This is a genomic window from Halochromatium glycolicum (assembly GCF_016584085.1).
In the GTDB taxonomy this organism is placed as follows: domain Bacteria; phylum Pseudomonadota; class Gammaproteobacteria; order Chromatiales; family Chromatiaceae; genus Lamprobacter; species Lamprobacter glycolicus.
The window spans coordinates 15,444-33,099 of record NZ_NRSJ01000051.1 but is presented as its reverse complement, the minus strand read 5'-3'; the positions used below and the strand labels follow the sequence as shown (position 1 = coordinate 33,099).

The following is a 17,656-nucleotide window of genomic DNA, read 5'->3' as shown; positions in this document are numbered from 1 at the left end:
GGCGATCTGACAGCCGGCTACACCCCGAACCAAGCCGCCTCGGAATGGCCGCTGACGCGCATGGCGCAAGCGGCACTGAATGGCGCGAGCGGGGTCGATGCCGAGGGCTATCGCGATTACCGCGGGGTACCGGTGATCGGGGTCTGGCGCTGGCTGGAGCGCCTCGGCGTCGGCATCGCCACCGAGATCGACCAGGCCGAGGCCCTCGCCCCCTACCGCGCCCTGCGCAATCCGGTGCTCGGGGCCTTGTTCGGGGTCGTGCTGCTCGCCCTGGGGCTGATGGCCGCCCTGATCTGGCTTGGCGAGCGCGCGCGCCGGCGCCTCGATGAGCTGGTCGACACTCGCACACGCGAGCTGCGCAAGAACGAGATCGAGCGCTGCTCCTTCCACGCGCGCTCGACAGTCTCCCGAAACGCCTGACCAATATGCGCGGGCAGCACATCCTCAGGTCGTTTGCCGAGGAACACCTCCGCGGGCACATAGAGTGCTGCGCCCTCGGCTTGGTAGAAATCAACAATGGTGCCATCCGCCTCGAGCACGAATATCAGATCAACGGGCACCGAATTCTCGTCCATCGCCATGCGCCTCGGCTGACGACTGGCGGCACAGCATAAGCGAGCGGCCGGGCTGTTGCGACCTCAGCATGCCGGGTTTTCAGCACTCCCGGGCCGCTGCTTGCGGCCTTGGTTTGCGCCGCGGACAGCACACCGCATCGACCGCCTGCATCGCGATGCCAAATAGGGCACTGTGCACTGTGGAACGGATTCAAAACACGTATCATGCAGGCTGATTGCGTTCCGCCGCAGCAGCCCGACCCACTGCCCGTCCCAGGTCGGCGTCGTTTTGTCGATTCGCTGCGGCAATAGGTGCAAGGTGCCCCGGTCAGCACGTCCGGCGCCGCGGTCTGTCAGCGAGGTTATCGAATGGATTTAGCAACGATCATCGGCATGGTGGGCGCGATCATCCTAGTCGTGATCGCGATCTCGCTCGGCGCCTCGCCAATGGTCTTCGTCAACCCGATCAGCCTGATCATCGTCGTCGGCGGCACCTCGATGATCGTGCTGTCACAGATGACCTTCTCGGAGGTCCGCCTGGCAGCCAAGGCGGTCGTCAAGGCCTTCAAGATGAACCTCCCGGACCTAAGCGCCACCATCGAGGAGATGCTCGAGGTCGCCAAGACGGCGCGCAAGAACGGGCTGCTCGCGCTGGAGGACCATGAAACCAGCTCGGCCTATCTGGCCCAGGGGCTGCAGATGCTGGCCGACGGCTACTCGCCGGAGATGCTCAAGGACGTGCTGGACAAGGAGCGCCTGATGACCCTCGAGCGCAACCGGGCCGGTGCGCGCGCCTTCCAGCTGATGGGCGATGTGGCGCCGGCGATGGGGATGATCGGGACCCTGATCGGACTGGTGGACATGCTCTCGAACATGGATGATCCCTCCTCGATCGGTCCGGCGATGGCGGTTGCGCTGTTGACGACCCTCTACGGGGTACTGATCGCGCAGATCATCGCCCACCCGATCGCCGAGAAGCTGGAGCTGAGGACGGTCGAGGAGGAACGGTTGCAGGCCCTATGGGCCGATGCGCTGCTGGCGATCCAGCAAGGGCTGAACCCCCGCGTCGTCGAGCAGATGTTGCTGACCTATCTGCCGAAAGAGCAGCGCGACAAGCGTGAGGCGGCCAACAATGAGGCCGCTGGCGGCGGTGCCGAGCAGCCAGAGATGCCGTAGAGGGCCGAACGATGCCGAAGAAGCCCGCCAGATGCAGCAAGGTGCCGGCCTGGATGGTCACCTACGCGGACCTGATGACGCTGCTGTTGACCTTCTTCGTGCTGATGCTCTCGTTCGCCGAGATCGATGCGATCCGCTTCAAGCGCCTCGCCGGCGAGCTCGCCCGGGCATTCGGTGTCCAGCAGGAGGTCGAGGCGAACGCGATCCCCCTGGGCACCAGCCCGGTCATGCGCAAGTTCTCGCCCGGGCGCCCGCAGCCGATCCCGTTCGATGAGGTCCGCCAGAAGACCACCCAGGAGCACCCGACCCTGGCCGCCGGCCAGATCAACTCGCGTGTCGAGTCGCGGCTGGGCGAGATCGAGCAGCGCATCGAGATGAAGATTCGCGAGGCCAACCCTGACGGCAATGTGCGCGTCGAGCGCGATGGCCGCGACATCGTCATCCGCATCGATGAGAAGGGCAGCTTCCCTTCGGGATCAGCGCAGATCAGTCCCTCGTTCGCGGCCCTGTTGAGGACCCTCTCTGAAGAGTTCATCGAGATACCCGGCTACATCGCGATCGACGGCCATACCGACAATGTGCCGATCAGCAACGCGCGCTTCGAGAGCAACTGGGGGCTCTCGGCGATGCGCGCCGCGGTGGTAGCGGACACCCTATTGGAGAACGAGGACCTCGCGCCTTGGCGGCTGCTTGTTCGCGGGCACGCCGACACCCGCCCGCTGGTGCCCAACGACACACCGGAGCAACGCGCCCGCAACCGGCGCGTCGAGCTGACCATCCGTGCCGGCGAGGCGATCGAGCGCGAGCTGGGAGACGGCGCATAGCACTGGCGTGCTCCGCTGCGGCAGAGTCCTAGCGCAGCTGCCCGGCTCAGCTACCCGGCTCAGCGGCTCCGTCGTCCGGTCGCTTGCCAACGAACGGCCGAGGCATCCGGTCCTTGCTAGCGCAAGACAGCGGAAATCCCAAGACCGATTGTCGCTGCCCGCAATGGTCTTGAGGTAGGAGCCCGCTTGCGCGGCGATCTTCGTCGCCGCGAGCGCGGCCTAGTCGCCCGCTAAGCAGGCTCTCCTACAGCGCCAAGGCCTGGTCGTGCGCAAGCGGGCTCCTACAGTGCTAAAAGCCTGGTGGCAGACAAAGGCTCCCGGTATTCCTGGCACGATGCACCGGCGAGCGGGGCAAGCCGGCCAGACCCGACTCAACCTTGCGCTGTCTGAAGGCGGCGCTGCACCACCACTCCGGCCATGGTCAGACCGAACAGCCCGGGCAGATAGCTGATGGTCCCGTTTACGGCCCGCGGACGGCCACGGCCGGTCGGCTCAGGCGGCAACGGTGGTTGCGGCGGCTCTTCCGACCAGACCGCGGTGATCCCGCGCCCATAGCCGCGGTGGCGCAGCTGCCGGCGCACCTTTCGCGCCAGCGGGCAGCCGCCACTGTCCATCAGGTCGCCGATTCGGATGCCGGCCGGGTCCAGCCTGCCGCCCGCGCCCATGCTGCTGACGACCGGAACCGCCGCCTCCAGCGCCGCAGCGAGCAGCGCCAGCTTGCTGCTCAGGCTGTCGATCGCATCGACCACGTGGTCGAATCCGCCCTCGGCAACCAGAGCCGGCAGCATCTCGGCGGCCAGGAATTCCTGGATCAGGGTCACTCGGCAGTCGGGGTTGATATCCAGCAGCCGCGCCTGGACCACCTCGGCCTTCGGCCTGCCCAGGGTACTGTGGAGCGCGCAGAGCTGACGGTTCAGGTTCGACGCCGCGACCCGATCGAAATCGGCGATCACCAGCTCGCCGACCCCGGCGCGCACCAGTGCTTCGGCGGCGAACGACCCGACCCCGCCGAGCCCGGCCACGAAGACGCGGGTCTCGGCCAGGCGGTCGACACCCGCCTGGCCGACGAGGACGCGGGTACGCTCCGTCAGCGGGCCGCAGACCCATTGCGCCGACATCAGCCAGGACCGCCTTGTCTGCTCAAGGCGCGTCAGTGCAGCGCCAACAGCCGGCGCGCATTGGCCGTCGTTTGGCGTGCGACCTCGGCGGGATCGGCGTCGCGCACCTCGGCCAGCGCCGACAGCACCTCGGGCAGATAGGCCGGACTGTTGCGCTCATAGCGATGCGAGGCGACGGTCAGGTCCGGCGCATCGGTCTCGAGCACGATCGCATCCAGCGGCAGCTCGCTGGCGAGCCGGCGCAACCGAGACGAGCGCTCGAAGGTCAGCATGCCGCCGAAGCCCAAACAGAAGCCGAGCTCGCGATACTGTTGCGCCTGCTGCAGGCTGCCGTTGAAGGCATGCGCGGTCCCGCCGACGACCGGTGTCTCGCGCAGCAGCCGCAGCATCTCGTCATGGGCCTTGCGCACATGCAGAAGCACCGGCAGCCCGGCAGCGCGCGCGATGGCGAGCTGCGCGGCGCAGAGCTCGAGCTGGCGCGCCCGATCGGCCTCCTTGTCATGGAAATCGAGTCCGATCTCCCCGATCGCGACGGGCTGCGCCTCGCCGAGCCGCTGCTCGAGCGCGGCGAGGTCGGCGTCGCGATGCCGCTCCAGATAGACCGGATGCAGCCCGAGCGCCGGATACAGGTCCTCGGCGTCGGCGCAGAGCCGCAGGAGCTTGTCCCACCCGGCGGCATCGATGCCCGGGACGACGATCGCGGCGACGCCGGCTGCACGCGCGGCCTGCAGCACCTGGTCGCGATCCTGGTCGAAATCAGTCACATCGAGGTGGCAATGGGTATCGATCAACAACGCCTGCCGTCTCTGTTTCCGTCTCTTCGGTGATTGGCGAGGCTGGACCCGACGCGCACCGGCGCCGCGAACCGCTGATCGCGCTACCACATCAGGTCATCGGGGACCTTATATTCGGCGTACTCGTCGTCGCCTTCATCCGGATTGTCCCGGTTGTGCACCAGCACCGCCGCCGCATCGACCTCGGCGATACGCTCGGCCACTGCCGCCGGGACCAGCTCGTAGAAGTCATCGTGGCGCACGATGGCGGTCTTGCCGGCGACCAGGTCCCGATGCTGCTCGGCGCTGACGTAGAGTCGCTTGAGCGCCTTGCCGTCGGAAAAGTTGTAGGCGGTATCGCCGTCCGAGCGCGGAATGCGATGGTCGCGCACGAGCTGCCAGAGCGCGATCTCCTCGGCCTTGCGCTTGGCCTCCTCGTCACGCTTGCGGTTCAGTTCCTGGTCGCGCTGCCGTTTCTCGGCTGCCGCCTGTTCCGCTTGCCGGCGTTGTGCGGCGCCGGCCGAATCACCGCCGGCGCGCTTTTGCTTACGCTTCTTCGACTTGGTCTGCTTGAGCTGCTGCTCGCTCGCCAGCCCGGCCTTCACCAATTGCTCTTGCAGGGAGCCTGCCATGCGCTTGATCCTCCGGCGCTTTCCGCGCCCACTCGACCAACGGCTGATCAATTTCAGTCCCGATTGTAACGCCGCTCGCCGCCTGTGCGCGCCGGTGCGTGGCTCCTGGGTGTCTTGGAACGGCTCAGTCAGACGCCGGCCCGCTGAATCAGTGCTGCTCTGCGGTATACAATCGCGCGCTCGATACCCTGGCCTTCGCACCGCGGAGGCGACCCGTCCCTCTTGAGGAGCTCAGCAATGATTCGCCGTTTGACTCACCGTACCCTATTGGTCTTGATCGCGTTCTTGCTCGCTGCGCCGGTGTTGGCGAGCGAGATCGGTTATGTCGACATGCAGCGCGTGCTCGAGGAGAGCGATCTCGGGAAGGCGGCGCAGGCCAACCTGGAGGAGCGCTTCGGCGGCGAGCAGCAGGCGTTCGCCCGGGAAGAGGCCGAGATCCGCCAGATGCAGCAGCAGCTCGAGCGCGATCGCCCGCTGATGAGCGCAGAGCAGGTGGAGAAGAAGGAGACCGAACTTCGCGAGCGGATCAAGCGGTTCGAAGAGGAGTTCACCCAGATCCAGCGCCAGCTCGCCCAAGCCCAGCAGCAGGAAGGCAACAAGATCCTGCAGCCGGCCCGTGAGGCCGTGATCAGCGTCGCGAAGAAGCGTAAGCTGGACGCCGTGTTCGAGGCCAACCAGTCGGGCGTGGTCTATCTGGACGACGAAGGCGACATCACCGATGAGGTCATCAAGACAATGAACGCCAACACCGACTGAAGCGCCCGGGCAAACCCTGAAAACGGCCCCGGATTCGGCCGTTTTGCTAACCCAGATCAGCTTTTTCGACCCCTGCTGCCGGCAGCGCATGACGGCTGGTTTACAATCCTCGCGAGGGCGGTGCGCGCATTGCTTGCAGCGGCGCCGCAGCCCGGATATCAACCGTTCAATACGACACCGGCGCCTTCGCCGCGGCGCCGTTCCGGAGGATCGCAAGCCGATGCTTGGAGAAATTCATGATGTGCTCCACGAGTTCCCGGAGCTCGAAGGCAAGATCGACGAGATGCGCGCCAACGATGCCGCATTCGCAAAACTGATGGACGAGTACGACGCGCTCGATGCACGCGTGCGGAAGCTCGAAGAGCTGGGGACCCCGGTTGCCGACGAGACCATCGAGGACCTGAAGAAGGAGCGCTTGCTCCTCAAAGACCGGCTGTACGACCTACTGCGCAACTGACCGAGTCTCCAGGCCCTGGGGGCATCCAGACCCTAGGCATCAGCGCCGCTGCCCACCGAGACAGGGCGGCTGCGCCTGACCCAGTCCGCCGCGGCCAAGAGCCCTGCTCCGAGGACCCGCGGCGACCTTTGCGGCGCGCTGCCGCAGTCCTGCCGAACGCCGCTCGCCCGCGCATCTGGCAAACCGCATCCCCTGTTGCCGCCCCGCGCCCCGGCCCTTTCGGTTGCCGCTCGACCCACCCACGCGTCGCTCCGAGATCCGCCCATGCGCTCGTCTCCGACCTCAGCCGATTCGACGGATCGGCCACGCAGCCGGCAGCTGCGACCTTTGCTGCGGTTGCTCGCCTTCGCCCGACCCTATCTCGGGCGGCTGCTGCTCGCGCTTGCGGCCCTGCTGTTCGCCGCCGGCGCCCTGCTCGCCTTCGGCCAGGTCATTCGCAACGTCGTCGACACCGGACTGGCCGATGGCTCACCGGGCTCGTTGAACCGGGCCTTGCTGCTGTTCCTGCTGGTCGTGATCTTGCTGAGCGTCGCGGTGGGTCTGCGCAGCTGGCTGCTGAACTGGCTCGGTGAGCGCGTGGTCGCCGATGTGCGCCGGCGGGTATTCGATCACGCCCTGGCGCTCGATGTCGGGTTCTTCGAGACCACCCGCACCGGCGAGGTCATCTCCCGGCTGACCAGCGACACCGCCCTGCTGCAGATCGTGGTCGGCTCGACCCTGGCGATGGGCCTGCGCAGCGCATTGCTCGCCAGTGGCAGCGTCCTGATGCTCGCCGTGACCAGCCCGGAGCTGACGGCGCTGGTGCTGCTCGGCGTGCCGGTGGTGCTGGTACCGGCTTGGGTCCTCGGCCATCGTGTGCGCCGGCTCTCCCGGCTCAGTCAGGATCGCATCGGCGACGTCGGCGCCTATGTCGACGAGACCCTGCACGGTATCCGCACCGTGCAGGCGTTCTGTCACGAGCCGGTCGACCGGGCGCGCTACGCCGAACGGGTCGAGGACGCGTTCGACACCGCGATGCGCCGGTCGCTGAACAGCGCCCTGTTGAGCGCCGTGGTCACGCTGCTGACCTTTGGCGCCATCGGCCTGGTGCTCTGGTTCGGCGGCCGCGAGGTGCTCGCCGGCCGGCTCACCGGCGGCGAGCTCTCGGCCTTTCTGTTCTACGCGATCCTGGTCGCCGGCAATATCGGCGCATTATCCGATATCGGCGGGCAGCTGCTGCGCGGCGCCGGGGCTGCCGAGCGGCTGATGGAGCTGCTCGAGACCGCGCCCTCGATCACCGCCCCCACGACGCCGACACGCCTGCCGGCACCGGCGCAGGGGCGGGTCAAAGCGCAGGCAGTCGCCTTCACCTATCCGTCAAGGCCCGAGCATCCGGCGCTCGCCGGCATCGATCTCGAGATCGCGCCCGGCGAGCAGATCGCCCTCGTCGGCCCCTCCGGCGCTGGTAAGTCGACGCTGTTCCACCTGCTGCTGCGCTTCTACGACCCGCAGCAGGGCAGCCTGCGGCTCGACGGGGTCGATCTGCGCGAGCTGCCGCCGTCCGAATTCCGCCGGCAGATCGTGATCGTGCCGCAGGACCCGGTGATCTTCGGCGCCGACGCGCTCGAGAATATCCGTTACGGGCTCGATGTCGACGACGAAGCCGTCGAGGCCGCGGCCCGCGCCGCCCACGCCCACGAGTTCCTGATGCGCCTACCCGATGGCTATCGGACCTTCCTCGGCGAGCGCGGTGTGCGGCTCTCCGGCGGTGAGCGCCAGCGCATCGCCATCGCCCGCGCCATCCTGCGCGACCCCGCCGTGCTGCTGCTCGACGAGGCCACCAGCGCGCTCGATGCCGAGAGTGAGCGGCTGGTCCAGGACGCCCTTGCCCACCTGATGCAGGGGCGCACCAGCCTGGTGATCGCGCACCGGCTCGCGACGGTCCGCAACGCCGATCGCATCCTGGTGCTGGATCAAGGCCGGATCGTTGCCAGCGGCCGCCATCAGGAGCTGCTCGCCGAGGACGGGCTCTATGCGCGCCTCGCGGCGCTGCAGTTCCAGGACGGCAACGCGGGCTGATCAGTCGGCAAAACCATAGAGGAAATAGACCGTCTCGAGCAGCCGCGTCGGCTGTGATTCCTCACCGAACCAGCGCTGGAAGATCCGATCCACCTCGCCGCTGCGGTAGACCTCGGCAAGCCCGCGATTGACCTCGAGACGGAAATCGGCGTCGTTGCGCGGCAACGCAAAGGCATAGGGCTCGATCGAGACATCGACGTCGAGCATCGCAAACCGCTCCGCGTTTCCGGCCTTGGCGACCTGACCGATCAGCACCAAGCGATCCCCGGCAATCGCATCCAGCTCATCCTCGAGCAGGCGCCGGCGACCATCCTTGGCATCCCGGATCGGCACCAATTCCGCATCGACCCCAGCCTCGCTGAGCTCCAGACGCAACCGTCGCTCGGTCGTGGTGTCGGGGACCACGCCGACCCTGAGGCCGTCCAGGTCTGCGAGACCGCGCAGACCGCGATCACTGCGGACCAGGACGCCCCCCGACTCGACGAATACGATATTGGAGAAATCGACCCGGCGCTGGCGCGCGAGCGTCATCGTCGTGGTGCCGCACTCGAGATCGGCCTCAGCATTCGCGACCGCGGCGACTCGACGCGGCGTATTCCCGGCGATCCAGGCGATCTCCAATGCCTCAAGGCCAAGCGCGCCCTGGACGCTGGTGAGGACCTGGCGGCACAGGTCGATCGCGTAACCGCGCGGCACGCCGGCTGCGTCCTTGAACGAGATCGGATAGGCGTTGGGCGCATAGGCAACCCGGATGGTCTCGGCCGCGCCGATCCGATCCAGCGCGCCGACATCGGCCGCAGCGCACAGCTGCCAGCAAGCGGCCAGCACTAGCACGAACAACGACGCGCGCCGGCGACGGCCGATATCCGCCAGGCCGGGTACCCAATGCCGGCGGCCTTGATCATCGGCTGGCTCAATACCTCGCATCACAGTCACTCATGAACCATTTAAAGCCTTCAAATCAGAGACTTGCATTGCCGCCCTTGGTCCAGCCGCTGGCGCAACCAGGCAGGGCGGCGCCGTGAGTCCGGGGCAGGACACCCTTAGGTCCAGCCGCTGGCGCAACCAGGGCGTGATCAAGGCCATGCCGGCGGCAACAGATGATGTCGCGTCTGCATGCCGTGCACACCCGGGTCAAATAGAGGCCGCAAGGCCCTCGAGCTCGAGCAGCCGCCCGGGCCCCGCTGGGTCTCGAACGTCCCGATAACGGTCCAGATTCCAGCCCTCACCGATGCAGGGCCAAGGCGGCGGGGCGTGCAGCCAGCCGCCGTCGGATGTGCACATGTGGCGACGGTCGCTCGCAAACTCGGCGCGATAACTGGCCGCCGGCACCAGACGGAAGCGCGGCTGCAGCGCTTCGGGCAGTTCGGCAGCCGCCGGGAAGCTGCGCGTCAACCAGTCCTTGGCCGGCACCGGCACCGGGAGGCGCGAGTCGAGGTCCCAGATGCGTGAGTCGGTATCGAGCCCGATGCAATGGTAATCCCACCAGGCAACACCGTCGGGGCCGCCAGCACGCTGTTCGGCGACAGGACAGGCCCCGCCAATGCTCGCAACAAAGATGACCTGAGCGAGCTCGGCACCGAGCGCCGGCTCGGCACAGAGCCACCAGATGTTCTCTTCGCAGTAGAAGGGGTGGTAGCGACGCGCCAAAACAGGCCCGGGATCGCGATTCGGGCTCATCCGGTGTTGCGCATGCCGGCCGCGATCGCATTGATGGAGCGCAGCAGCGGGTCGAGCCATTGTTTGCGCTCCTCCTCGCTCTGCTCATCACGGTAGCGCTTCAGCAGCGTGATCTGGATGTGATTCAGCGGGTCGAGATAGGTGTTGCGCCGCGCCAGCGAGAGCTGCAGCTCGGGCGTCTCCTCCATCAGCTCATGCAGTCCAGCGACATTGAGCACCTGGGTCAGGGTGCGCTGATACTCGTCGGCGATCAGCTTGTAGATCGCTTCGGCGCGCTCCCGGTCACTGGCGAGATGGGCATATTCATGGGCGATCTGCATCTGCGCCTTGAACAGCGACATCTGCGTATTACTCAGGATCGCGCGGAAGAACGGCCATTCCTCGTACATGCGCTGCAGCTTGGCCAGCCGCTCGAGGTCCGTCCCGCGCCACTGCTCGATCGCACTGCCAATGCCGAGCCAGGCCGGCAGCGTATGGCGCGCCTGCGCCCAGCCGAAGACCCAGGGGATCGCGCGGATCGAGCCGAGCGAGCGGTCCGCCTTCTTCCGATGCGAGGGTCGCGAGCCGATGTTGAGCAATGCGATCGCATCGACCGGCGTCGCCTCGTAGAAGTAGTCGAGTGCGCCCGGGGTGCCGCAGACCAGCCCCCGATAATGCGCCTCGCCGAGCCGAGCGAGCTCCTCCATGATCCCGAGATAATCGTTGCGCGGCTTCGGCGCCGGCTGGATCACGCAGCGGCTCGCCTTCATCAGGCCGCTGATGCCCATCGTCAGCTCATAGAGCGCGGTCTCCGGGTTCGCGTAGCGGTACGAGAGCACCTCGCCTTGCTCGGTGAACTTGACCTGGCCGTGGACCGTGTTCTCAGGCTGCGACAGGATCGACTCATGCGTCGGCCCGCCGCCGCGGCCGATGGTGCCGCCGCGGCCGTGGAACAACCGGCACCTGACCCCTTGACGCTCGGCGAGCGCGATGATCTTCTCCTGCGCCTCGTAGAGGTTCCAGGCCGAGGACAGGATGCCGCCATCCTTGCAGGAGTCCGAGTAGCCGAGCATCACCTCCTGCTGATTGCCGGAGGCCTCCAGCAGCGCCGCATAGGTCGGGTTCTCGAACAGCGCCGACATCACCGTATCGATGTGCGCGAGATCCTCGATGGTCTCGAACAACGGCGAGACGCGCAGGTTGCAGAACCAGCCATTGGGGGTGCGGCCGGCCAGCCCGGCGAGCCGGGCCAGCAGCATCACCTCCATCACATGGCTGGCGGTGTGGGTCATCGAGATCACATAGGCGCCGAAGACCTGGCCGCTGATCTCGGCGCGCATCCGCGCCATCGACTCGAACACCTCGAGCGTCTCGCGCGTCTCCGGCGTCAGGGTACCCTTGTCGATATGGAATGGATGCGGGTGCGCAATCGCCTCGCCGAGGGCGACCAGCTTCTGCTCCTCGCTGAAGGACTCATAGAGCGGTGCTCCGGCCTGACGCGCGAACAGCTCGATCACCGCCTCGGTGTGGCGCGTTGATTCTTGGCGCACATCCAGATGCACCAGATGGAAGCCGAAGGTCTCGACCAGCCGGATCAGGTCCTTGAGCTCGCCGTCGGCGGCATTCGCATCGCCATGGCTGATCAGCGAATCCCGGATCAGATAGAGATCATTGAGCAGCTCGCACTCGTCCGGGTAGCCCTCGGGCAGAATCTCGGGACTCTGATCGTCCTCGATCCGCGCCCGCACCCGCGCCAGCGTGGTCTCGAGGCGATGGCGGACGATGAACAGCTTGCGCCGGTAGGGCTCGTGGAAATAGCGGCGATGGGTCTGGCGCATCGTGTGCAGCCAGTAGTCCTCGTCGTCGTCCAGGCTGTCGAGGAACGGTGCCGAGGGCTGCACCAGGGTACTCGAATGGCTCAGGATGCGGGTCAGTCGCGCGACCCGGGCGATGTACTCCTCGAGCACGAGCTCGCAATGCATGCGCACCGCCAGCTCGGTGGTCTCCGGCTTCACGAACGGGTTACCGTCGCGGTCGCCGCCGATCCAGGAGCCGAAACCGACGAAACTCGGCACCTGGATGCGACTGTCGGAGCCGTAGAGGCGGCGCACCGCGCGCTCGAGGTTGCGGTAGACCTGCGGCAGGGTCTTGAACAGCGATTCGCGGAAGAAATAGAGCCCCTGGCGCACCTCGTCGGTGACCTGCGGCTTGTGCACCCGAACCTCATCGGTCTTCCACAGGACCTGGATCTCGCTCAGGATCTGGCCGAGCCGATCCTGCTGCTCCTCTTCATTGAGCTTGTGCCGGTGCAGGTCCAGCGTCAGCAGGAAGATGCGCCGATGGGTCTCGAGCGTGGTGCGGCGCTTGGCCTCGGTCGGGTGCGCGGTGAACACCGGCAGATAGGCCAGTGAATCGAGCAGCCGCTGCAGCTGGACCGCGTCGATCCCGTCGGCCTGGAACTGCCGCAGCGTGTGATCGAACGACCCGCGCCAAAGCCGCCCGCCGGCGCTGATCAACGAGCGCCGGTGCAGGAAGGCGTGCACATCCTCGACCAGATGGGCGAGGCTGAAGTAGATCGTATAGGCGCGAATGACCTCGGACAGGGTCTGCGGGTCCAGGCCGCTGATACGCTTCATCAGCTTGGCGCGCAGCTCCGGATCATCCTGCTCGCGCAGCTTCAGGAACCCCTCGCGCAGGCGCTCGACCACCACCAGCACGCGCTTGCGGCTGTGCTCGCGCAGCACCTCGCCGAGCAAGGTCGCGAACAGCGCGATGTCGCGCTCGGAACCGGACAACGTCTGAGGTTCATTCATCGCATTACAGGATCGGAGCCGGGATTAGGAGCAGGACCAGCAAGTCGGCATCGGCGGGGATCGCCACGGGCCAGCGGGGAGCCGAACGGATCGGCCAGGCCGGTTCAGTCTAACCCGCGCTCTTGACAATGAAAACAGCGGCGCTTGTCGGCGCCAGCGCAATCCGTCTATCGTCTGGGGCCGCAATCCTTCGGTCACCAGCTTCCACACGAGGAGACTGTCTATGCGTTGGCTCACCCACCGTCCCGGCTACTTGGCCTTTGCGTCCGCCTCAGCCCTCGCGCTGACACTCACCGCCCCGAGCGCGATAGCCGAGGTCCAATCGAAAGCGATCAGCTACGAAGACGAAGGCGTCCCGCTCACCGGCTACCTCTATTGGGACGACGCCATCGACGGCGCGCGCCCCGGCGTGCTCGTGATCCATGAGTGGTGGGGCCTGAACGATTACGCGAAACAGCGGGCTCAGATGCTCGCCGAGCTTGGCTATGTGGCCTTCGCGGCCGACATGTACGGCAATGATCAGGTCACAGACGACCCCTCGCAAGCACAGCAATGGATGCAGGAGGTCACAGTCGACCCCGAGCTGTGGCGGCTGCGCGCCGGCGCCGGGCTGGATCAGCTCAAGGCGAGCGCGTATCTCGATCCGGAGCGGATCGCGGCCATCGGCTATTGCTTCGGCGGCGGCACCGTGCTGCAGATGGCCTATGGCGGTGCCGATCTCGATGGCGTGGTCAGCTTCCACGGCTCACTGCCGGCCGCACCGGAGGAGAGCCATGGCAAGATCGAGCCCGAGATCTTGGTGCTGCACGGACAGGCCGACAGCTTCGTCGCGCCCGAGGTCGTGACCCACTTTCAAGAGAAGCTCGAAGCCGCCGGCGCCAACTGGGAGATGGATCTCTACGGCGGCGTGCGCCATGGCTTCACCAACCCGGACGCCGCCAAGTATGGGATCGAGAATCTTCGCTACGATGCCCAGGCCGACGCGCGCTCCTGGCAGCGCATGCAGACCTTCTTCGACGAGGTCTTCAGCGACTGAGCGCGCTAGGAGGCACCAAGACTGCCTCAATGCGCGGCAGGCGGTCCGGCGGCAGCCCACGACCGTCTGTTTCCCATGCGGCGCTCAGCCTAAGGAATCTACCGCATCCAATGAAGAACTGGTTATGGCTCTCCGTCGCGGTCCTCGCACTGGATCAGGCGACCAAGTGGCTCTTGCTTCACCTGCTCGAGCCGTTTCAGGTGCTTGAGGTCATCCCGAACCTGAACCTGACCCTGATGTTCAATCGCGGTGCCGCGTTCAGCTTCCTGGCCGAGGCCGGCGGCTGGCAGCGTTGGCTGCTCGCCGGGTTTGCGCTGCTGGTCACCGTCGGACTGATCATCTGGCTGCTGCGTCTCGCGCAGGAGGAGCGACTGCTGGCGGCGGGCCTCGCGCTGATCATCGGCGGTGCTGTCGGGAACCTGGTGGACCGCGTCGTCTTTGGTCATGTCGTCGACTTCATTCAGGTCTATCTTCCCTTCATCCCGCTACGCCTCTTCAATCCCTGGCCGGCATTCAACGTCGCCGACAGTGCAATCAGCATCGGAGTCGCGCTACTCTTGCTCGAGACCCTCCGGGCTGAGAACCGAGCTGAGCCCCGGGGTGAGCCCCGGGGTGAGCATCGCCAACGGATGCCGGATTCTGACAACCACAAGCCGTAATGGCCCTGTTCCCGCCTCAGCTGTTCCTCGCCCTGCGCTCGCGGCTGACCCGGCCCTGGGTCGAGCGTGCCGAGCGCAAGCGGTATCAAGAGGCACTGCATCTCGCAACCGACCGGCTCATCGATCAGGTGGAGCCGGAACTGCGAGGCCTGCCGCACCATCACGAGCGGCTGGCCCCGGTGGTGGAGCGCATTCGTGATTACAGCATCGCGCTGATCGACGAGCTGCCGGGACCGATCGCGCTGGACAAGGACCGCTGGGCAACCGATCCGCTGCTCAGTCTGCTGTTCAAAGAACCGAGCACGCTGAGCGAGACGCTTGCGGGCCCGGTGGTCCGCAAGTGGCTGCAGGAGCATCAGGAAGACGAGGCGACCGAGCTCTTCGGTCTGCTGCTCGCCAGGCCCAAGGAGCGCACCCAGCTCGGTGTCGAGGTCCGGGGTGACCGGCTTGAGCACGATGTCAAGCAGACCACGCTCAGCTTCACCGATCTCGAGATCGCCGCCGTCGACAGCGATCTCGTCCGCCTGAATCTGTCGCTGCGGCGGCCGATCTCGGACCTGATCCATTCGCTCGGGATCAGCCGCCTGGCCGGCCAGGAGGAGCGCATCGCGGGCTATGAAGAGACTTTGCGCATGCTGCAGCTGAAGCTTAAGGTCATTCAGCCGCGCGCCGACGGGATCGACCTGCTGCTGGCCACCAGGAACCAGAATCTCGCCGAGGTCCAGCGCCTGAGCGCCAAGATCACCGAAACCGAGCGCGCCCTGGTCGTCGCGCGGCGCGGTCTGAGCGATCTTGAGCAATACTTCGAGCGTGTCATCGAGCTCCTCGCCTTTCCCGAAGAGTCGCTTCAGCTCGAGCCGATGCGCGTTTGGCTGGATCGGATGAACGTCCTTCGCGACAGCGAGGACCCGCGGGCACGCGAGGTCGAATTGATGCGTGCAGTGAGTCCCACCAAGCCTGGCCGCATCCTGATGCGCGTGCGCTTCCCGCGCGCGCGCCTCGCTGCGGACAGCGAGCAGCAGTTCCCCCTGGCAGCAACTCCTCCGGAGCCCTGATGAAGATCGCCATCCTGTCGCGAAACCCGAAGCTCTACTCGACGCGCCGGCTCGCCGAGGCGGCTCGCGAACGCGGCCATGAGGCGCGTGTCGTCGACGTGCTGCGCTGCTACATGAACATCACCTCCCACGCCCCGTCGATCCATTACAAGGGCGAGCAGCTCAGCGGATTCGACGCGGTGATCCCGCGCATCGGCGCCTCGGTGACCTTCTACGGCACCGCGGTGCTGCGCCAGTTCGAGATGATGAGCGTCTACCCGCTGAACGAATCGGTCGCGATCACCCGGGCGCGCGACAAGCTGCGTTCACTGCAATTGCTCTCGCGCCGCGGGATCGGCCTGCCGATCACTGGCTTCGCGCATACGCCGGACGATATCGAGGACCTGATCAAGATGGTCGGCGGCGCGCCGCTGGTGATCAAGCTGCTGGAAGGCACACAGGGCATCGGCGTCGTGCTCGCCGAGACCCGCCAGGCCGCCGAGAGCGTGATCGAGGCCTTCCTCGGGCTCAGGGTCAACATCCTGGTGCAGGAGTACATCCAGGAGGCCAAGGGCGCCGATATCCGCTGCTTCGTGATCGGGGAGAAGGTCGTCGCCTCGATGCGTCGGCAGGCGAAGGCCGGCGAGTTTCGCTCCAACCTGCACCGTGGCGGCAGCGCCGAGCTGATCCGGATCACCCCGGAGGAGCGCTCGACAGCGGTGCGCGCGGCCCGGATCATGGGGCTCAACGTCGCCGGCGTCGACATCCTGCGCTCCAACCACGGGCCGGTGGTGATGGAGGTCAACTCCTCCCCGGGTCTGGAAGGGATCGAAGCCGCGACCGGCAAGGACATCGCCGGGCAGATGATCTCGTTCATTGAGAAGGACGCCGGCAGCGGCAAGACCCGCACCCGTGGCAAGGGCTGACGCGGCGGCACCGTCGCCGCCTGCCGTGCTCGCTGCGTTTGGGACGAGCGCATGACGACCCGGTTGCAGATTGGCGACACCCTCATCCGCCCGGGCGAGCGGCGCCGGCTGGACCTGCCGCTGCCGAGCCTGTTCACCCAGAACCCGGTCGTGCTGCCGCTGCACGTGGTGCACGGTCGGCGGGCCGGCCCGCGCCTGTTCGTCACCGCCGCCGTTCATGGCGACGAGATCAACGGCATCGCCATCATCCGCCGGCTGCTCGCCAGCAGCGCCCTGCGCAACCTGCGCGGCACCCTGCTCGCGGTGCCGGTGGTCAACGTCTACGGCTTCGTGCGCCACTCGCGCTATCTGCCAGACCGGCGCGACCTGAACCGCAGCTTCCCCGGCTCCGAGGGCGGCTCATTGGCCGGGCGCCTCGCTGCGACCCTGATGAGCGAGGTCGTCGTCGACAGTGACCTCGGGATCGATCTGCATACCGGCGCCGCCCATCGCGAGAACCTGCCGCAGATCCGTGCCCGCGTCGACGAGTTCGGGATCGCCGACCTTGCGCGGGCCTTCGACACGCCGGTGATCCTCGATGCCGATCTGCGCGACGGCTCGCTGCGCGCCGCCGCCACCGCCGCCGGCGTCCCGGTCCTGCTCTACGAGGCCGGCGAGGCCCTGCGCTTCGACGAGCTCTCGATCCGCGCCGGCGTGCGCGGCATCCTCGGCGTGATGCGCCGGCTCGGGATGATCCGCGACAGCGCACGCCGTCCGCGCTCGCCGCACAAACCGGTGATCGCCCGCTCCAGCACCTGGGCGCGGGCCCACACCAGCGGCATGCTTCGCTTCGCCCGCCCGCTCGGCGCCTGGGTCGAGAAGGGCGAGCGCCTGGCGACCATCGCCGATCCTTTCGGCAATGGTGAAGAGCCCGTCACCTCGCCGGCGGCCGGTATCGTAATCGGCCGGATGAACCTGCCACTGATCACCGAGGGCGAGGCCCTGTTCCACATCGCCCGCTTCAAGACCGACGCCATCGCCGACGCGGTCGAGCACTTCCAGAACTCGCTCGATCCCGGCGACCCGCTAGAAGAGCCGATCGACTGACAGCCCCTCTCAGCGCCCATCCTGGACGTCGACCTGGGCGCGATCAAACGCTATGGCCTCAAGCGGGTACGCTGAGCCGGCCCCCAAAGGTATTC

Annotated in this window: 17 protein-coding genes; 10 read left to right on the top strand and 7 right to left on the bottom strand. The window is 66.8% G+C overall.

Features of this window, described 5'->3' with window-relative positions:
- Nucleotides 1–212: 212 nt before the first annotated feature.
- On the bottom strand, nucleotides 213–575 hold the full coding sequence (locus CKO40_RS25475) for a PAS domain-containing protein (protein ID WP_200348273.1): 363 nt from the start codon (nucleotides 573–575) through the stop codon (nucleotides 213–215).
- A gap of 348 nt (nucleotides 576–923) precedes the next feature.
- Between CKO40_RS25475 and CKO40_RS20305 the strand changes: the two genes are divergently transcribed.
- A complete protein-coding gene (locus CKO40_RS20305; RefSeq protein WP_200348272.1) occupies nucleotides 924–1,730 on the top strand; it encodes a MotA/TolQ/ExbB proton channel family protein in 807 nt (268 codons plus the stop codon).
- Between the two features lie 11 nt (nucleotides 1,731–1,741).
- Complete coding sequence (locus CKO40_RS20300; RefSeq protein WP_200348271.1) at nucleotides 1,742–2,554, top strand: flagellar motor protein MotB; 813 nt, start codon at nucleotides 1,742–1,744, stop codon at nucleotides 2,552–2,554.
- Between the two features lie 371 nt (nucleotides 2,555–2,925).
- Here the strand turns inward: CKO40_RS20300 and CKO40_RS20295 are convergent, their stop codons facing one another.
- The 3 genes from CKO40_RS20295 to CKO40_RS20285 form a co-directional block, all read right to left on the bottom strand.
- A complete protein-coding gene (locus CKO40_RS20295) occupies nucleotides 2,926–3,672 on the bottom strand; it encodes a tRNA threonylcarbamoyladenosine dehydratase (protein WP_200348270.1) in 747 nt (248 codons plus the stop codon).
- Between the two features lie 32 nt (nucleotides 3,673–3,704).
- On the bottom strand, nucleotides 3,705–4,463 hold the full coding sequence (locus tag CKO40_RS20290; protein WP_200348277.1) for a TatD family hydrolase: 759 nt from the start codon (nucleotides 4,461–4,463) through the stop codon (nucleotides 3,705–3,707).
- A gap of 86 nt (nucleotides 4,464–4,549) precedes the next feature.
- Nucleotides 4,550–5,077: a DUF2058 domain-containing protein gene (locus tag CKO40_RS20285; RefSeq protein ID WP_200348269.1), complete on the bottom strand. Its 528-nt coding sequence runs from the start codon at nucleotides 5,075–5,077 to the stop codon at nucleotides 4,550–4,552.
- A gap of 237 nt (nucleotides 5,078–5,314) precedes the next feature.
- Here CKO40_RS20285 and CKO40_RS20280 point away from each other — a divergent pair, with 237 nt between their 5' ends.
- From CKO40_RS20280 to CKO40_RS20270, 3 genes are all read left to right on the top strand, one after another.
- On the top strand, nucleotides 5,315–5,833 hold the full coding sequence (locus tag CKO40_RS20280) for an OmpH/Skp family outer membrane protein (protein ID WP_200348268.1): 519 nt from the start codon (nucleotides 5,315–5,317) through the stop codon (nucleotides 5,831–5,833).
- Between the two features lie 220 nt (nucleotides 5,834–6,053).
- Entirely contained in the window at nucleotides 6,054–6,290 is a 237-nt protein-coding gene (locus tag CKO40_RS20275) for an HP1242/YdcH family protein (RefSeq protein WP_200348267.1), read from the top strand.
- Nucleotides 6,291–6,554: 264 nt separating this feature from the next.
- On the top strand, nucleotides 6,555–8,348 hold the full coding sequence (locus CKO40_RS20270) for an ABC transporter transmembrane domain-containing protein (protein ID WP_200348266.1): 1,794 nt from the start codon (nucleotides 6,555–6,557) through the stop codon (nucleotides 8,346–8,348).
- Here CKO40_RS20270 and CKO40_RS20265 read toward each other — a convergent pair whose 3' ends face one another.
- From CKO40_RS20265 to ppc, 3 genes are all read right to left on the bottom strand, one after another.
- Nucleotides 8,349–9,275 (bottom strand): amino acid ABC transporter substrate-binding protein, encoded by a 927-nt coding sequence (locus tag CKO40_RS20265; protein WP_200348265.1) that lies wholly within the window; start codon nucleotides 9,273–9,275, stop codon nucleotides 8,349–8,351.
- A 207-nt stretch (nucleotides 9,276–9,482) separates the two neighbouring features.
- The gene (locus CKO40_RS20260) at nucleotides 9,483–10,028 is read right to left on the bottom strand and encodes a protein N-terminal glutamine amidohydrolase (protein ID WP_200348264.1); all 546 of its coding nucleotides are present in this window, start codon (nucleotides 10,026–10,028) and stop codon (nucleotides 9,483–9,485) included.
- Entirely contained in the window at nucleotides 10,025–12,820 is a 2,796-nt protein-coding gene (gene ppc, locus CKO40_RS20255; RefSeq protein ID WP_200348263.1) for a phosphoenolpyruvate carboxylase, read from the bottom strand. The genes CKO40_RS20260 and ppc overlap by 4 nt, the downstream gene beginning before the upstream one ends.
- A gap of 223 nt (nucleotides 12,821–13,043) precedes the next feature.
- On the opposite strand from ppc, the gene CKO40_RS20250 reads away from it, so the two are divergent.
- From CKO40_RS20250 to CKO40_RS20230, 5 genes are all read left to right on the top strand, one after another.
- Nucleotides 13,044–13,856, top strand: coding sequence for a dienelactone hydrolase family protein (locus CKO40_RS20250; protein ID WP_200348262.1), 813 nt, complete (start codon nucleotides 13,044–13,046; stop codon nucleotides 13,854–13,856).
- A gap of 110 nt (nucleotides 13,857–13,966) precedes the next feature.
- The gene (lspA, locus tag CKO40_RS20245; RefSeq protein ID WP_200348261.1) at nucleotides 13,967–14,515 is read left to right on the top strand and encodes a signal peptidase II; all 549 of its coding nucleotides are present in this window, start codon (nucleotides 13,967–13,969) and stop codon (nucleotides 14,513–14,515) included.
- Nucleotides 14,515–15,570, top strand: coding sequence for a hypothetical protein (locus CKO40_RS20240; RefSeq protein WP_200348260.1), 1,056 nt, complete (start codon nucleotides 14,515–14,517; stop codon nucleotides 15,568–15,570). Before lspA ends, CKO40_RS20240 begins: the two co-directional genes overlap by 1 nt.
- Nucleotides 15,570–16,475, top strand: coding sequence for a 30S ribosomal protein S6--L-glutamate ligase (gene rimK / locus CKO40_RS20235; protein WP_200348259.1), 906 nt, complete (start codon nucleotides 15,570–15,572; stop codon nucleotides 16,473–16,475). The genes CKO40_RS20240 and rimK overlap by 1 nt, the downstream gene beginning before the upstream one ends.
- Before the next feature lie 51 nt (nucleotides 16,476–16,526).
- Nucleotides 16,527–17,561: a succinylglutamate desuccinylase/aspartoacylase family protein gene (locus CKO40_RS20230; protein WP_200348258.1), complete on the top strand. Its 1,035-nt coding sequence runs from the start codon at nucleotides 16,527–16,529 to the stop codon at nucleotides 17,559–17,561.
- Nucleotides 17,562–17,656: the final 95 nt, after the last annotated feature.

Bases quoted from the DNA above. Each gene is read 5' to 3' on its own strand.
- CKO40_RS25475 (WP_200348273.1), bottom strand. From the start codon at position 575: ATGGACGAGAATTCGGTGCCCGTTGATCTGATATTCGTGCTCGAGGCG.
- CKO40_RS20305 (WP_200348272.1), top strand. From the start codon at position 924: ATGGATTTAGCAACGATCATCGGCATGGTGGGCGCGATCATCCTAGTC.
- CKO40_RS20300 (WP_200348271.1), top strand. From the start codon at position 1,742: ATGCCGAAGAAGCCCGCCAGATGCAGCAAGGTGCCGGCCTGGATGGTC.
- CKO40_RS20295 (WP_200348270.1), bottom strand. From the start codon at position 3,672: ATGTCGGCGCAATGGGTCTGCGGCCCGCTGACGGAGCGTACCCGCGTC.
- CKO40_RS20285 (WP_200348269.1), bottom strand. From the start codon at position 5,077: ATGGCAGGCTCCCTGCAAGAGCAATTGGTGAAGGCCGGGCTGGCGAGC.
- CKO40_RS20280 (WP_200348268.1), top strand. From the start codon at position 5,315: ATGATTCGCCGTTTGACTCACCGTACCCTATTGGTCTTGATCGCGTTC.
- CKO40_RS20275 (WP_200348267.1), top strand. From the start codon at position 6,054: ATGCTTGGAGAAATTCATGATGTGCTCCACGAGTTCCCGGAGCTCGAA.
- CKO40_RS20270 (WP_200348266.1), top strand. From the start codon at position 6,555: ATGCGCTCGTCTCCGACCTCAGCCGATTCGACGGATCGGCCACGCAGC.
- CKO40_RS20265 (WP_200348265.1), bottom strand. From the start codon at position 9,275: ATGCGAGGTATTGAGCCAGCCGATGATCAAGGCCGCCGGCATTGGGTA.
- CKO40_RS20260 (WP_200348264.1), bottom strand. From the start codon at position 10,028: ATGAGCCCGAATCGCGATCCCGGGCCTGTTTTGGCGCGTCGCTACCAC.
- ppc (WP_200348263.1), bottom strand. From the start codon at position 12,820: ATGAATGAACCTCAGACGTTGTCCGGTTCCGAGCGCGACATCGCGCTG.
- CKO40_RS20250 (WP_200348262.1), top strand. From the start codon at position 13,044: ATGCGTTGGCTCACCCACCGTCCCGGCTACTTGGCCTTTGCGTCCGCC.
- lspA (WP_200348261.1), top strand. From the start codon at position 13,967: ATGAAGAACTGGTTATGGCTCTCCGTCGCGGTCCTCGCACTGGATCAG.
- CKO40_RS20240 (WP_200348260.1), top strand. From the start codon at position 14,515: ATGGCCCTGTTCCCGCCTCAGCTGTTCCTCGCCCTGCGCTCGCGGCTG.
- rimK (WP_200348259.1), top strand. From the start codon at position 15,570: ATGAAGATCGCCATCCTGTCGCGAAACCCGAAGCTCTACTCGACGCGC.
- CKO40_RS20230 (WP_200348258.1), top strand. From the start codon at position 16,527: ATGACGACCCGGTTGCAGATTGGCGACACCCTCATCCGCCCGGGCGAG.